The sequence below is a fragment of the Mycobacterium dioxanotrophicus genome (assembly GCF_002157835.1).
Taxonomy (GTDB): domain Bacteria; phylum Actinomycetota; class Actinomycetes; order Mycobacteriales; family Mycobacteriaceae; genus Mycobacterium; species Mycobacterium dioxanotrophicus.
Genome location: NZ_CP020809.1, coordinates 829977 through 844692, shown reverse-complemented (window position 1 = coordinate 844692; position 14716 = coordinate 829977). Strand labels below are relative to the sequence as shown.

Genomic DNA, 14716 nt, shown 5'->3' with positions numbered 1-14716 from the left:
GTTGCGCTAGACTCGTCCCGTGTCGAGCCCCGACTTCCAGCGCGCCCGCAGTTCGGCGGCCAAACAGGCCCGCGAAGCGGCGATTCTCGAGTCCGCACGTCGGTTGGGCGCCGAACAGGGCATTCGGCAGATCACCCTCACCGACATCGCCATGGCCGTCGGCATGCACAAGTCCGCAATGCTGCGGTACTTCGAGACGCGCGAGGAGATCTTCCTGCGGCTGACCGCCGACGGCTGGCGGGAATGGTCGGCCGCGCTGCGCGCACGGCTGGACGCCGCCGAAGAGATGTCGCCCGCCGCGGTCGGTACCACCTTCGCCGCAACCCTCGCCGAGCGTGGGATGTTCTGCGATCTGCTCGCCCAGGCGCCGATGAACCTCGAGCGCAACGTATCCGTCGAGGCGGTGCGCACATTCAAGCTCGCGACGCTCACGGAGGTCGACGCGATCGTCACCGCCACGCACAGGTTGCTGCCAACCCTCACCGAGGAGGACGGCGTCGACCTGGTGGCCGCCGCGACGTCGCTGTCAGGCGCGTTCTGGCAGATGGCCACGCCCGGCCCCGAGATCGCCGCGCTCTACCGCAGCGAACCCGGCCTCGCGCATGCAGTTGTCGACGTCGAATCACGGGTCGCGCGAATACTTTCCGCGATGCTGACCGGAATCCTCGGCCGGCGCTGAGGCGATACCGCCCGCTACCTGACGCGGTGCTACGAAGCTCTGGCCTGAGAACGCGAGGTCAGCAGGCGCTGCACGTCGACGCCGACGGCCCGCAGATCCTGGCCCGGCGCGGCCGCGACGAGCGTCACCCCGTCGGCCACACCGGCCGCCTCGATGTCGGCGACCAGACCCGCCAGCCCGAGCACCGTACCGACGTAACGCACGTTGGCGTCGTCCGTCGCCACCTGCAGCGCGCGGCGGGCTGACCGGAAATCAGCGCCGACCGCGACCGTGACGTCGAGGATCACCGCCACGTCCCCGTCGACACCGGCCCGGATCCGCCGGGCCCGCGCCAGGTCAGGCGCGGTGATCCGCACCACCGGCGCGCCGCCGTCGGTCAACTCGGTCCAGTCATCCGCATCCGCATCCGCCACGAAGATCCGCACAGGCTCGACGTTACGGACGCCGGACGCGCCGCCGAAGGGTTGTACTCAAGGCGAATACAAGGAAATGACCAACGCCAGGTGTGAGTGGGTGCCGTTCTGGGTATGCAGGGCGCGGCGGCGGCGATGCCGCTTGTCCTTGTACTGTCGCCATAGGCGCACGAACACGTCGGAGGTGACCCTATGACCAGCCAGCCAATCCCCACCGAGGGCCCGAGCAGTGCCGCAGCGGCGGTCAGCTGCGCAGTCGAAGAACACCGCGACGGTGAGATCAGCGTGGTGGCGGTCTCGGGAACGGTGGACATGCTGACTGCGCCTCGACTCGAGGAGGCCATTCGTTCCGCCACGAAGAGTTCACCGACGGCAGTGGTGGTCGATCTGACTGGAGTTGATTTCCTCGCGTCCGCAGGCATGGGCGTGCTCGTCGCCTCACACAACGCGATGCAGCCCGCGGTGCGGTTCGCAGTGGTGGCGGACGGTCCGGCCACCAGCCGGCCTCTCAAACTCGTCGGCATCGACGACGTCGTGGAGTTGTTCGCGACTCTCGACGACGCACTGGCTGCGGTGAGGAATTAAACGGGACTCAACCGGGTAGCCAAACAACGCCATGTCGGACCAACAACAGCCAGCGTGCTTCGCGAAGGTCGGTGTCACTGCCGTACCAGAATCGGCGGCCCGGGTTCGGCATGAGTTCTCGGACTGGTTGCACAGCCATCTGATGCTCGACTCGGTCAAGGCCAGTGACGTGCTGTTGGCGGTGAACGAGGCATTGGCCAATGCGGCGGAATTCGCTTATCTGAGCTCCTCACGGCCCGGCGTCATGCATCTGCGTGCCGACTACGATCCGACCGCGGCGGTGCTCACCGTCACCGTTGCCGACCAAGGCATCTGGCGGTCCGCCCGACCGCCGACGAACGATCCCGCGCGTGGCCGCGGCATACCTCTCATGCGGGCACTCAGCGACCACGCGATCATCGATTCGTCACCGGTCGGCACGGAGGTGCGGTTGCAGTGGGACCACATCTCCGGCTCCCTGTGACCGGTCAGGACTGAGGCAACCGCACGACCTGCACAAAGAACTCGTCGATCTGTCGCACCGCATTCATGAACTGGTCCAGGTCAACCGGTTTGGTGACGTAGGCGTTGGCGTGCAGCTTGTAGCTGCGGAGAATGTCTTCTTCGGCCGACGAGGTGGTGAGCACGACGACGGGAATGTGGCAGAGGTCCGCGTCAGACTTGACCTTCTCCAGGAGCTGGCGGCCGTCGTACTTGGGCAGATTGAGGTCGAGCAGGATGAGGTCGGGGGTCGGCGCGTGCTCGAACGCACCCCGGCGGTACAGAAAGTCCAGCCCTTCCTCGCCGTCGCGGGCGACGTAGAGATTGTTCTCGATCTTGTTGTGCTCGAACGCTTCCCGGGTGATGAGTTCGTCACCGGGATCGTCCTCGACCAGCAGGATGTCGATCGCGCGGCCTTCGGAGCCTGATGTCATTCAGAGTTTCCTTCCATTCGGGGCAGAGTGAAATTGATCCGGGTCCCGCCCGAGTACGTCGTGTCTATCCAGATGTTGCCACCGTGGTGTTCGACGATCTTCTTGCACAGCGCAAGCCCGATACCCGTTCCGCCGTAAGCATCCCGCCCATGCAAGCGCTGGAAGATGACAAAGACCTTCTCGGCGAATTCTGCACCGATACCGATGCCGTTGTCCGACACGGTGAACAGCCAGGCATCCTCGTCGGGCCGACATTCGATCGCGACGTGGGGCACGAAGCCGTCCCGTCGGAACTTCACCGCGTTTCCGATCAGGTTCTGCCACACCATCGTCAGCAGTGTCGGGTCACCGTCGACGTGCGGCAACGGTTCCGACGGAAGCACGATCTCCGCTCCCGAATCCTCCACAGCGGCCGACAGATTGCTCAACGCGGACGCCAGCGCCGCTCCGAGATCCACTTCTGCGCGCGTGGCGCCCAGCCGTCCCACCCGGGAGAACGTCAACAGGTCGTTGATGAGTACCTGCATGCGTTTGGCGCCGTCGACCGCGAAACCGACGTACTCGATTCCGCGCTCATCAAGCTTGTCGCCGTACCGCTTCTCCAGCAACTGGCAGAACGAGGCAACCTTTCTCAGCGGCTCCTGCAAGTCATGCGAAGCCACATAGGCGAACTGCTCGAGCTCGGCGTTCGACCGGCGCAGCTCGTCGGCCTGCTCATCCAGCGACGCCTGCGCGGACCGCGAGGCTTCGAGCTCATCCACGATGCGTTGCCGCATGTCCTCGACGTCGACGGAGATGGCCCGAATGTCCTTGGGGCCCTTCGGGGTGATGCGGTCACCGAAGTTGCCCTGGGTGATTCTGCGGCACGCTGCCGCGAGTGCGTCCAACGGGCGTATCACCGCGCCACGTACCCAGACCGCGAGCAGCAGCGCGGTGACGACGAATGCGGCGATCACGGCAATCAGCATCCCGTCACGCCAAGCCCGGCTGCGGTTCAGCTCATCGCGCGCCGTGTTCCTGACCTGCTCGAGGTGCGAATTCTGGGCATCGAAAAGGGCCCGCATACTGTCGAATTCGATCTTTCCGCGCTCGGCGGTCCGCTCGTCGACGACGGTGGGCCGGCCCGGTGTGACACTGACGATGAGCGGAGCGGCGTAGGTGCTGCGCCACCTGTCCGCCGCCCGCTGAATCGCATCGAGATCGGCCAGTTGCTCCTTGCGGTCGCCCACCAGCGACCGGATGTCCGCGGCGGCCGCGGTAGCGACGCTCTGTCCGTCGTCATAGGGCTGCAGGAACTGGCGGTCTGCCGCGATGGCGTACCCGCGGACGGCCGTTTCCTGATCGCGTAGCGCCGCCTGCAGCCGGTAGGCAGCCACCCGGGCGGGTTGAAGATGGTTGATCAGATCATCGGAGACCTGGTCGGTCCACCGGATCATGAGGACTCCGGCCACCGCGCCCGCGAGCACGATGCCGCCCATGGTCGCCAAGACCACGTTGAGCCAGCCCTGGACGGTGAGCTTCATCGTGGAGACCGCTCCACCCGGATCACGGCGATGTCGTCGGTGAGGCCTCCGTGTGGTTGGGCGTAGGTCTCGGCCTGGCTGATCAGTGCATCGACGAACTCCCGCCCGGGCAACTCGGCCAAGGTGCGCGCCACCTTGAGCAGACCGGCTTCGCCGAGCCGTTCGTCACCGCTGCCCACATGGCCCTCGAACAACCCGTCGGTGAGCAACAGCAGGCCCTGCCCTTCCGGCAGCTGCAGTTCGTTGACCGGCCACTCCTCGGCGCCGAGGCCGAGCGCGGGGCCGGCCGGGGGCTCGATCCATTCGACGGAGTTTCTGCCATGGCCGAGCATCCCCGGATGCCCTGCGCGCACGGCCGCGTAACGGCCGCTGTCAGGATCGATCGCCAAGCTCAGCAGCGTTGCGAACACTCCGGTCCCGGGACGTTCGGTGGTCAGTATCCGGTCCAGCTGGCGCATCCGCTCGTTACCCCGCAGCCCTGCGAATGTCAGTGCGCGCCAGCCGATACGCAGGGCCACTCCCAATGCTGCGGCATCCGGGCCGTGGCCGGCGACATCCCCGATCATCACGTGGACGGTCCGATCGGAGGTCTGGACCACATCGTAGAAATCGCCGCCGATCAGGGCGTCTTGGCGGCTGGGCAAGGATTGCGTGATGATTTCGACGCCCGGGTCACCGAGGAGCAGCGGAGAAGGGAGCAGCCCGCGCTCGAGCCGCGCGTTCTCCTGTGCGCGCAGGTGGCTGGCGTGCAGGGCCACCGCGGTGAGTTCGGCACGTTTGCGCTCGATGGCGTAGCGCACCGCGCGCACCAGCACCTCGGGCTCCACCCGACCCTTGACCAGGTAATCCTGTGCACCCGACGCAACCGCCGAAACACCGAAATGCTCGTCGTGCAGACCCGTAAGCACCACGATCGGAATGGTGCTGTCCAGCTTGCCCAACCGGTGCAAGGCGTCGATCCCGATGGCGTCGGGCAGGTTCAGATCGAGCAGCACACAGTGCGGCCGGGTAGCGGACAGTGCCTCTTCGGCGTCGGAAAGCGACTGCGCCCAACGAAACTCGATGTCATCGTCGGCGTCGGCGATCAACTCCTCGACCAGCAGCGCATCGGCTCGGTCGTCCTCGACGAGCAGCAGCGACAACCGCTGCTCACTACCTGCAGGCACCGATGGTGCGCGCATGGGCCATCACATCCTTAATGTAATGAGGTCACCCAGGTCGCGCTGACCATTTGCTTTAGTGACAACTCCTCGACACTACCGGGCGTCACGCACCCGGGTCTTGTAGAGGCTCGCCACCGTGGTGATCGCCAGCGTGGCGATGATCACGCCGAGACTGACCAGTGTGGGAATGTCCGGGACCGGCACGGGCTCACCGCCGTTGATGAACGGCAGCTCGTTCTCGTGCAATGCGTGCAGCACAAGCTTGACGCCGATGAAGAACAGGATGACGGCCAAGCCCTGGGACAAGTACACCAGCCGCTTGAGCAGATCGCCGAGCAGGAAGTACAGCTGGCGCAAGCCCATCAGCGCGAACACGTTGGCGGTGAACACCAGGTAGGGCTGTTGGGTGAGGCCGTAGATCGCCGGAATCGAATCCAGCGCGAACAGCAGGTCGGTGGTGCCCAGCGCGACGATCACCAGGAACATCGGCGTCATCAGCCTCGCCGCGTTCGCGCTGTCGTCTTTGACCCACAGCCGCAGACCGTCCCAGCGATCCGTCGTCCGCAGGTGCCGCCGCGCGAACCGCACCACGAAGTTGTCGGCGTCGTCGTCGTGTTCGGTGTCGCGCACCAGATTGATCGCGGTGTACAGCAGGAACGCCCCGAAGATGTAGAAGACCCAGGAGAACTGCTCGATGGCCACCGCACCGAGCGCGATGAAGATGCCGCGGAAGATCAACGCCAAGATGATGCCGACCAGCAGGGCCTGCTGCTGGTAGATCCTCGGCACTTTGAAGCTCGCCATGATGATCAGGAAGATGAACAGGTTGTCCACCGACAGGCTGTATTCGGTGAGCCACCCGGCGAAGAACTCCAACCCGAACTGGCTGCCGTGGAAAAACCACACGAACACCCCGAAAGCCACGGCCAGACCGACGTAAACCGACAAGGCGATCGCGGTTTCGCGGGTCGTCGGCTCGTGGGGCCTGCGGCCGATCACCACGACGTCGAACAGGAGCACAGCGATCGTCACGGTCAACGTGATGATCCACTCGAGCTGGGTTACATGCATAGGAATCCTCCGGCCGTCACAAAACGCCGGAGGTCTCTTCCACCCGCCTTACGGCCGGGCCCGCAGCACCGATCGGCTTCATGTCAGCCGATGTGATGACGACACTGTGGCGAAGGAATACTCCCCTCCAGGGACAAGTGTGCCACGCCGTGCGCTTGATCCGGCCACCGGGACCGCGGCTTAGTAGTTTGTACTCGTGACAGCTGCGGATGAAGCACCGGCCGAGCACGCGATCCCTGCCCAATACGTGCTTTCCTCTGCGGCGCCCGAGCCACGGACGCTGGTGGACATCCTGCGCGACACCGCGCGCCGGTTCCCCGACGCGCCCGCGCTGGACGACGGGTCGGTGCAGCTCACCTACTCCGAACTGCTCACCGACATCGAAGACAGCGTGGCCTGGCTCGCGGCGCGCGGCATCGGCCGCGGCGACCGGATCGGGATCCGGATGCCCTCGGGGACCTACGCGCTCTACGTCGCGATCCTGGCCACCCTGGCGGCCGGCGCGGCCTACGTCCCGGTGGACGCCGACGACCCCGACGAACGCGCCCAGTTGGTGTTCGGCGAGGCCAATGTCGTGGGCGTGATCACCGAGGCCGGCCTGGTGCGGGGCCCCGGATCATCGCGGGGCTGGCGCGCGGCGGCACCGCTGGTGCGTGACGACGCCTGGATCATCTTCACCTCCGGATCGACGGGAACACCCAAGGGCGTGGCGGTGACGCACCGCAGCGCAGCCGCCTTCGTCGACGCCGAGGCGCGAATGTTCCTTCAGGAGAACCCGATCGGCCCCGGTGACCGGGTGTTGGCCGGTTTGTCGGTGGCGTTCGACGCATCGTGCGAGGAGATGTGGCTGGCTTGGCGGCACGGGGCCTGCCTCGTGCCTGCACCCCGATCGCTCGTGCGCAGCGGCATGGATCTGGGTCCGTGGTTGGTGAGCCGCGACATCACGGTGGTGTCGACGGTGCCGACGCTGGCCGCGCTATGGCCCGCCGAGGCGCTGGAAGCCGTACGACTCCTCATCTTCGGTGGCGAGGCATGCCCGCCCGACCTCGCGCAGCGCCTCGCGGTGGACGGCCGCGAGCTGTGGAACACCTACGGGCCCACCGAGGCCACCGTCGTGGCGTGCGGAGCCAAGCTGGACGGGCAGGGGCCGGTGAGCATCGGTCTGCCGCTGCCCGGCTGGGATCTGGCGGTCGTGGACGCGAACGGCCGGCAGGTCGCCTTCGGTGAGGTCGGCGAGTTGGTGATCGGCGGCGTGGGACTGGCCCGGTACCTGGACCCGGAGAAAGACGCCGAGAAATACGCGGCGATGCCGACGCTGGGCTGGAGCCGCGCCTACCGCAGCGGTGACCTGGTGCGCCTGGAGGCAGACGGCCTGTACTTCCAGGGCCGTGCCGACGATCAGGTCAAGGTCGGCGGCAGGCGCATCGAGTTGGGCGAGGTGGACAACGCGCTGGTCAACCTGCCCGGCGTCAGCGGCGGCGCGGCGGCGGTCCGCAAGACCACCAGCGGTACCCCGCTGCTGGTCGGCTACGTCGCCAGCGCTGATCCGGACTTCGACCTCGCCGCGGCCCGGGCCTCGCTGTCGGAGGCACTGCCCGCCGCACTGGTGCCCCGGCTGGTGCTGCTCGACGAGTTGCCGACCCGCACGTCGGGCAAGGTGGACCGCAACGCACTGCCCTGGCCGCCACCCGGCGAGACCGAACAGGACGCTCCCGACCTCGGCGGCACCCTCGGGTGGCTCGCCGGGCTGTGGCGAGATGTCCTGGGCACCGCCGTCGACGGTCCGGAGGCCGATTTCATCGCGCTCGGCGGCGGCTCACTGTCGGCGGCGCAGCTGGTGGCCGCACTGCGGCAGCGGTATCCGCAGGTGACCGTCGCCGACCTGTACGACCACCCGCGGCTCGGTTCGCTCGCCGGATACCTCGACGAACTCAAGCCGCCGCCACAGGTGGAGACCCGCGTGGTGAAACCGACGCCGTGGCTCGCCCAGGCCGCTCAGGTGGCGTTGTCGCTGCCGTTGGCCACCCTGACCGGCGTGCAATGGGTGGTGTGGCTGGCGCTGCTGAACAACATCGCCGCGGCAGCGGGAATCGTGCCTTGGGCGACGCCGGTGAACTGGTGGTGGCTGCTGGCCGGGTTCCTCGTCTTCATCACGCCCGTGGGCCGCATGGGCATCGCGGTGCTGTTCGCGCGGATGCTGCTGACCGGGCTGGAGCCGGGCACATATCGCCGGGGCGGGGCCGTGCACCTGCGGGTCTGGATCGCCGAGCGGCTGGCCGACGCCAGCGGCGCGGAGAACCTGGCCGGCGCGCCGTGGATGGTCTACTACGCCCGGGCGCTGGGCAACAGCGTCGGCAAGGGTGTCGACCTGCACTCGGCGCCGCCGGTGACGGGGATGCTCAAGATCGGTCACCGGGCTTCCGTCGAACCCGAGGTTGACCTGACCGGGCACTGGATCGACGGGGACCTGTTCCACGTCGGGCCCGTGTCGATCGGCAACGACGCCACCATCGGCGCGCGCACCACGCTGCTGCCAGGCGCGACGGTCGGCAAGAACGCCGACGTGGCCCCCGGTTCCGCAGTGGTCGGCAAGGTGAAGAACGGCCAGTTCTGGAAGGGCTCGCCTGCGGTCAAGTCCGGCAAGGCCCGTCATCCATGGCCCGATCACCGGCCCGGCCGGGCCCCGGTGTGGGTGGGGGTCTACGGCGTGACCTCGATATTGCTGGGCAGCCTCCCGCTGGCCGCACTCGGCGTCGGGCTCGCCGTGGTCGGCTGCGGTGTGCGCGGCACCGCGTCCCCCAAGGACGCGATCCTGCCGGCCCTGGCGTGGACGCCGGTCGCCGCGCTGGCCGCGATGGTCGTCTATGCCGCGCTGACCGTGATCGGGGTGCGGCTGCTGTCGCTGCGCCTGTCCGAGGGCTACCACCCGGTGCGCAGCCGCGTGGGTTGGCAGCTGTGGGCCACCGAACGGCTGATGGACGCGGCCCGCAACTACCTGTTCCCCATTTACGCCAGCCTGCTGACGCCGTGGTGGTTGCGACTGCTCGGCGCGAAAGTCGGCAAGGGCACGGAGATCTCCACGGCGCTGTTCACCCCGAAATTCACCGAAGTCCAGGACGGCGCGTTCCTGGCCGACGACACCATGGTGGCCTCCTACGAACTCGGCGGCGGCTGGATCCATGTCGCGAAGGCCACCATCGGCAAGCGGGCATTCCTCGGCAACTCGGGCATCACCCAGCCCGGCCGCAAGGTGCCCGACGGCGGCTTGGTCGCGGTGCTCTCCGCGGCGCCGCACAAGGCGAAGGCCGGGTCGTCCTGGCTGGGCAGTCCCCCGGTCCGGTTGCGGCGCAGCCCGACCGCGGCCGACGCGCTGCGCACGTTCCACCCGTCGAACCGCCTCAAGATCATGCGCGGCACCGTCGAGACCTGCCGCATCATCCCGGTGATCGTCACGTTCGCGATCGGTGTCGCGGTGCTCGGCGCCCTGCAGGCCTCGGCCATTCGCATCGGGTATCTGTGGACCGCGCTGGCCAGCGGCGTGGTGCTGTTGGCCGCGGGCGCTGTCGCGGGCGCCATCGCGGTGGTGGCGAAGTGGCTGGTGATCGGGCGGATTCGCGCCGTCGAGCACCCGTTGTGGTCGTCGTTCGTGTGGCGCAATGAGGTGTCGGACACCTTCGTCGAGACCGTGGCGGCGCCGTGGTTCGCCCGCGCTGCCAGCGGCACCCCGGTGATGAACCTGTGGCTGCGCGGGCTCGGCGCCTCGATCGGGCGCGGCGTGTGGTGCGAAACCTATTGGCTGCCCGAGGCCGATCTGGTCACGCTGGGCACCGCGGCCACCGTGAACCGCGGCTGCGTGGTGCAGACCCACCTGTTCCACGACCGCATCATGCGGTTGGACAGCGTGGTGCTGGAGGACGGCGCGACGCTCGGGCCGCACTGCGTCGCGCTGCCCGCGGCCCGGCTGGGCGCCGGGGCAACGGTGGGCCCCGGCTCGCTGGTGATGCGCGGCGACGAAGTCCCGGCGTCGACGCGCTGGCAGGGCAACCCCATCGCGCCGTGGAACCTGTTCGGCAAGAAGCGCGGCGGCTCGGGTCCGGACAAGGGCTCCAAGAACCCCGAGGACACCGCCGCGTGACGCGATCCGACAAGGCGGTCAGCAAGGCGGCCAAGAAAGCCGCGAAGAAGGCGTCCCCCGCTCCCGTCATCGACCCGTACCTGCCGGGAAACGGCAACTTCGGCTACCGGGTGTCGCGCTATGAACTCGAGCTCGAATACAAGGTGTCGGCCAATCGGCTGGCCGGGTCGGCCACCATCACGGCGGTAACGCTGGCTCAGTTGCGCACGTTCACCCTCGACCTCGCGCACACCTTGTCAGTGTCGCGGGTTTCGGTGAACGGCCGCAGACCCGCCCAATTCCGATGTTCCAACGGAAAACTGCTCATCACGTTGGCAGCACCGCTGCCGGCGGGCGCCGCGATGACCGTGCTGGTCCGCTACAGCGGCAACCCCCGGCCCATCGACACCTATTGGGGCGAAGTCGGATTCGAGGAGCTCTCGAACGGCGCCCTGGTCGCCGGGCAGCCCAACGGCGCGGCCACCTGGTTCCCTTGCGATGACCACCCCAGCGCCAAGGCCAGCTACCGCGTCGAGATCAGCACCGACAGCCCGTACTACGCAATCGCCAACGGCGACTTGGTTTCCCGCAGGGTCCGGGCCGGGCACACCGTGTGGACCTACGAGCAGGCCGAGCCCACCTCCAGTTATCTGATGACCCTGCAGATCGGCATGTACGAGCGGCACCGGCTGGCCAAGTCCCCGGTACCGATGCACGCGGTGCTGCCGCCCCGGCTCAAGCGCGACTTCGACCACGATTTCGACCGGCAGCCGCAAATGATGAAGTTGTTCGTCAAACTGTTCGGGCCGTACCCGCTCGCGACCGGTTACATCGTGGTGGTGACCGATGACGACCTGGAAATACCCCTTGAGGCCCAAGGCATTTCGATCTTCGGCGCCAACCACTGCGACGGACACCGCGGCGCCGAGCGGCTCATCGCCCACGAACTCGCCCACCAGTGGTTCGGCAATTCGGTGACGGCCAGGCACTGGCGCGACATCTGGCTGCACGAGGGCTTCGCGTGCTACGCCGAATGGTTGTGGTCGGAGAACAGCGGCGGGCCCAGCGCCGCGGAGTGGGCCGGTCGCTACCACCACAAACTCGCGGACCTGCCGCAGGATCTGCTGTTGTCCGACCCCGGCCCCAAAGACATGTTCGACGACCGCGTGTACAAACGCGGCGCATTGACGCTGCATGTGTTGCGCAACCGCATCGGTGACAAGAATTTCTTTGCGCTGCTGCAGGATTGGACGACCAAGTACCGGCACAGCACCGCGTTCACCGACGACTTCACCGGGCTGGCCGCGCGCTACACCGACGAGTCGCTGCAGCCACTGTGGCAGGCCTGGCTGTATTCGAAAGCCCTGCCACCGCTGTGACCGACGGCGGCGGTACCGGCTCATCGCCAGGCCCCGTGACGCGCAGCAGCGTCGCCACTGTCGGGGCGGCGACCGCGATCACCGCGCTGTGCGGCTACGCCGTGCTGTACCTGGCCGCCAGGGCTCTCGAACCGGCGGGCTTCTCGGTGTTCAGCGTGTTCTGGGGCGCGTTCGGCCTGGTCACCGGAGCCGCCAACGGCCTTTTGCAAGAGGCCACCCGCGAGGTGCGTGCCGTATCGGTTAACCCCTACGTCGGACCGGGGCCCCGCACCCACCCGCTGCGGGTGGCCGCGTTGGTCGGGCTGGTCGCGGCGCTGGTGATCGCGGGTACCTCACCGCTGTGGGCTCGGCATGTGTTCGTCGAATCGCCCGTGCTCAGCGTCGTGTTGCTCAGCGCGGGCCTCGCCGGGTTCTGCATGCACGCGACGCTGCTGGGCATGCTGGCCGGGGTGAACCGCTGGTCGCAGTACGGCGAGCTGATGGTGACCGACGCCGTCATCCGCGTCGCCGTCGCGGCGGGCACCGTGGTGCTCGGCTGGGAACTCGTCGGGTTTCTGTGGGCCACCGTGGCCGGTGCGGTGGCATGGCTGATCCTGCTGATCGCCTCGCCGGCGACCCGGCTCGCGGCCGAACTGGTCACCGCAGGCGGCCCCGGGACCTTTCTGCGTGGCGCCGCGCATTCCATCGCCGCCGCGGGCGCCAGCGCGATCCTGGTGATGGGCTTCCCGGTGCTGCTCAAGGCCACCTCGGCGGACCTCGGTGCCGCCGGCGGTGTGGTGATCCTGGCGGTGACGCTGACCCGGGCCCCGCTGCTGGTGCCGCTGACGGCGATGCAGGGCAACCTGATCGCGCACTTCGTGGACCAGCGCAGCGCACGGCTGCGGGCCCTGGTTGCGCCGGCCGCCGTGGTCGCGGGGCTGGGCGCGGTCGGGGTGCTGGCCGCCGGGCTGCTCGGGCCCTGGCTGCTGCAGGTGGCGTTCGGCCCCGAGTACCGCGCCGACGGCGCACTGCTGGCCTGGTTGACCGCAGGCGCCGTGGCGATCGCGATGCTCACGCTGACCGGCGCGGCGGCCGTCGCGGCGGCGCTGCACCGGGCCTACGCGGCGGGCTGGATCATCGCAACCGTGGCGGCGGTGGCCCTGTTGCTGCTGCCGGTCGGTCTGGATACCCGCACGGTGATCGCCCTGCTCTGTGCACCGTTGGTCGGAATCGCCGTGCATCTGGTGGCGCTGGGCCGGGCATCGGCAGGACAGGAGTAGTAGTTTGGTGCCCATCGACACGAGCTACCACGACGTCTGGATCGTCATCCCCGCCTTCAACGAGGCGACCATCATCGGCGACGTCATCTCCGACGTTCGCTCCGTTTTCCCTCACGTGGTCTGTGTGGACGACGGCAGCCGTGACGACACCGCTCAGCAGGCCTTCGCCGCGGGCGCGCACGTCGTACCGCACCCGGTGAACCTGGGCCAGGGGGCCGCCATCCAGACCGGGGTGGAGTACGCCCGCCGCCAGCCCGGTGCCGCGGTGTTCGTGACGTTCGACGCCGACGGTCAGCACCAGGTCAAGGACGTGGTGCGGATGATCGACCGGCTCAGTGCCGACGACGTCGACCTGGTCATCGGAACCCGCTTCGCCGGTGCGGTCACCCACACCCCGCCGCTCAAGCGGATCATCCTGCGGGCCGCGGCATTTCTGAGCCCCCAGAGCCGGGCGCTCGGCCTGACCGACGCGCACAACGGTTTGCGGGTGTTCGATCGCAAGGTGGCCGATTCGCTCAACCTCACGATGAGCGGCATGAGCCACGCAGGCGAATTCATCGCGTTGGCCTACGAAAACCAGTGGCGGGTGGCCGAAGAGCCGGTCGAGATTCTCTACACCGACTACTCGAAGTCGAAGGGGCAGCCGTTGCTCAACGGCGTCAACATCGTCTTCGACGGGCTGTTACGCAGGAGGTTGTCCCGGTGAACTGGATTCAGGCACTGCTGATCGTCGCGGTGCTGGCACTGTTGATGTACCTGTTGAACTCGCGCCGCAGTGCCCGGTCCAAGGCGTGGGTGAAGGTCGGTTTCGTGCTGTTCGTGGTGGCGGGCATCTACGCGATCCTGCGGCCCGACGACACCACGGTCGTCGCGAATTGGCTTGGCGTCAAACGCGGTACGGACCTGATGGAGTACGTGCTGATCATCGCGTTCGTGTTCGTCACGCTCTCGGCGTACCTGCGCTTCAAGGATCTCGAACTCAAGTACGCCAGGCTGGCCCGCTCCGTGGCCCTGCAGAACGCGCGCGTGCCTACCGACGACTGAACAGCTCGGCCAAAAGATCGATCCGGGCATCCTCGAGCTCGGGCTGTGGCAGCACCCGCCGCACGATGGCCGCACCGTCGAAGGTGTTGAGCACGACGGCGAGCACCACGGCCAACGCGTCGTCGGGGATCTGCTCGGCGCCCGGGGCGCTCTTGGCGGTTTCGTAGATGTTCTCGACGTACTCGGCAAGCACCGTTTGCAGTGTGCCCCGCAGCTTTTCGTCAGTGCGGGCGGCCACCAACAGCTCGTGCCACACGGTGTTGGTGTCGCTGCCCGCGATGTCCCGCAGAATCGTCAGCACCGCATGCAGCGGCGGCTGTTCGGCCGGGATCTGTGCGACGAGCTTGCTGCCCAACTCCAACTGACGGCGCGCCACCTCATGTGCGGTCGCCGCCATGAAGTCACTCATGGTCGGAAAGTGCCGGAACAGCGCGCCGTCGGAGACCTTGGCGCGCCGCGCGATCACCGACGCCGACGCGCGGGCATACCCCACCTCGACGATGGTGTCGATGCCGGCGTCGAGCAGCCGGGCAACGGTCTCCTCACGACGTTGCTGCTGGGTTCTCGCCATC

General features: G+C 67.7%; 14 protein-coding genes. 8 read left to right on the top strand and 6 right to left on the bottom strand.

Annotation, left to right across the window (positions count from 1 at the left end):
- Positions 1-19: 19 nt before the first annotated feature.
- Positions 20-679, top strand: a complete 660-nt coding sequence (locus BTO20_RS03950; RefSeq protein WP_087073566.1) for a TetR/AcrR family transcriptional regulator — start codon at positions 20-22, stop codon at positions 677-679.
- 29 nt (positions 680-708) lie between these two features.
- Here BTO20_RS03950 and BTO20_RS03945 read toward each other — a convergent pair whose 3' ends face one another.
- Positions 709-1104, bottom strand: a complete 396-nt coding sequence (locus tag BTO20_RS03945) for a hypothetical protein (protein ID WP_087073564.1) — start codon at positions 1102-1104, stop codon at positions 709-711.
- Between the two features lie 180 nt (positions 1105-1284).
- On the opposite strand from BTO20_RS03945, the gene BTO20_RS03940 reads away from it, so the two are divergent.
- Together BTO20_RS03940 and BTO20_RS03935 are read left to right on the top strand one after the other, a co-directional pair.
- A complete protein-coding gene (locus BTO20_RS03940; protein ID WP_087073562.1) occupies positions 1285-1677 on the top strand; it encodes an STAS domain-containing protein in 393 nt (130 codons plus the stop codon).
- Positions 1678-1708: 31 nt separating this feature from the next.
- A complete protein-coding gene (locus tag BTO20_RS03935; RefSeq protein ID WP_087073560.1) occupies positions 1709-2140 on the top strand; it encodes an ATP-binding protein in 432 nt (143 codons plus the stop codon).
- A gap of 4 nt (positions 2141-2144) precedes the next feature.
- On the opposite strand, the gene BTO20_RS03930 is transcribed toward BTO20_RS03935, so the two are convergent.
- The 4 genes from BTO20_RS03930 to BTO20_RS03915 all read right to left on the bottom strand — a co-directional run bounded on the left by BTO20_RS03930 (position 2145) and on the right by BTO20_RS03915 (position 6348).
- Positions 2145-2591: a response regulator gene (locus tag BTO20_RS03930; protein WP_087073558.1), complete on the bottom strand. Its 447-nt coding sequence runs from the start codon at positions 2589-2591 to the stop codon at positions 2145-2147.
- Entirely contained in the window at positions 2588-4114 is a 1527-nt protein-coding gene (locus BTO20_RS03925; protein WP_087073556.1) for a sensor histidine kinase, read from the bottom strand. Before BTO20_RS03925 ends, BTO20_RS03930 begins: the two co-directional genes overlap by 4 nt.
- Positions 4111-5295, bottom strand: coding sequence for a PP2C family protein-serine/threonine phosphatase (locus BTO20_RS03920; protein WP_087073554.1), 1185 nt, complete (start codon positions 5293-5295; stop codon positions 4111-4113). Before BTO20_RS03920 ends, BTO20_RS03925 begins: the two co-directional genes overlap by 4 nt.
- 75 nt (positions 5296-5370) lie before the next feature.
- The gene (locus BTO20_RS03915; RefSeq protein ID WP_087073552.1) at positions 5371-6348 is read right to left on the bottom strand and encodes a TerC family protein; all 978 of its coding nucleotides are present in this window, start codon (positions 6346-6348) and stop codon (positions 5371-5373) included.
- A gap of 196 nt (positions 6349-6544) precedes the next feature.
- On the opposite strand from BTO20_RS03915, the gene BTO20_RS03910 reads away from it, so the two are divergent.
- Genes BTO20_RS03910 through BTO20_RS03890 form a run of 5 tightly spaced genes read left to right on the top strand, consistent with a single transcriptional unit; the run spans position 6545 to position 14144 of the window.
- Positions 6545-10483, top strand: a complete 3939-nt coding sequence (locus BTO20_RS03910) for a Pls/PosA family non-ribosomal peptide synthetase (protein WP_087073550.1) — start codon at positions 6545-6547, stop codon at positions 10481-10483.
- Entirely contained in the window at positions 10480-11841 is a 1362-nt protein-coding gene (locus tag BTO20_RS03905) for a M1 family metallopeptidase (protein ID WP_087073548.1), read from the top strand. The genes BTO20_RS03910 and BTO20_RS03905 overlap by 4 nt, the downstream gene beginning before the upstream one ends.
- A complete protein-coding gene (locus tag BTO20_RS03900) occupies positions 11808-13100 on the top strand; it encodes an MATE family efflux transporter (protein WP_408632178.1) in 1293 nt (430 codons plus the stop codon). The genes BTO20_RS03905 and BTO20_RS03900 overlap by 34 nt, the downstream gene beginning before the upstream one ends.
- A gap of 7 nt (positions 13101-13107) precedes the next feature.
- Complete coding sequence (locus BTO20_RS03895) at positions 13108-13806, top strand: glycosyltransferase family 2 protein (protein WP_087073544.1); 699 nt, start codon at positions 13108-13110, stop codon at positions 13804-13806.
- Positions 13803-14144: a DUF2304 domain-containing protein gene (locus tag BTO20_RS03890; protein ID WP_087073542.1), complete on the top strand. Its 342-nt coding sequence runs from the start codon at positions 13803-13805 to the stop codon at positions 14142-14144. Before BTO20_RS03895 ends, BTO20_RS03890 begins: the two co-directional genes overlap by 4 nt.
- Here the strand turns inward: BTO20_RS03890 and BTO20_RS03885 are convergent.
- A complete protein-coding gene (locus BTO20_RS03885; protein WP_087073540.1) occupies positions 14131-14715 on the bottom strand; it encodes a TetR/AcrR family transcriptional regulator in 585 nt (194 codons plus the stop codon). The two genes, BTO20_RS03890 and BTO20_RS03885, sit on opposite strands and share 14 nt — an antisense overlap.
- Position 14716: the final 1 nt, after the last annotated feature.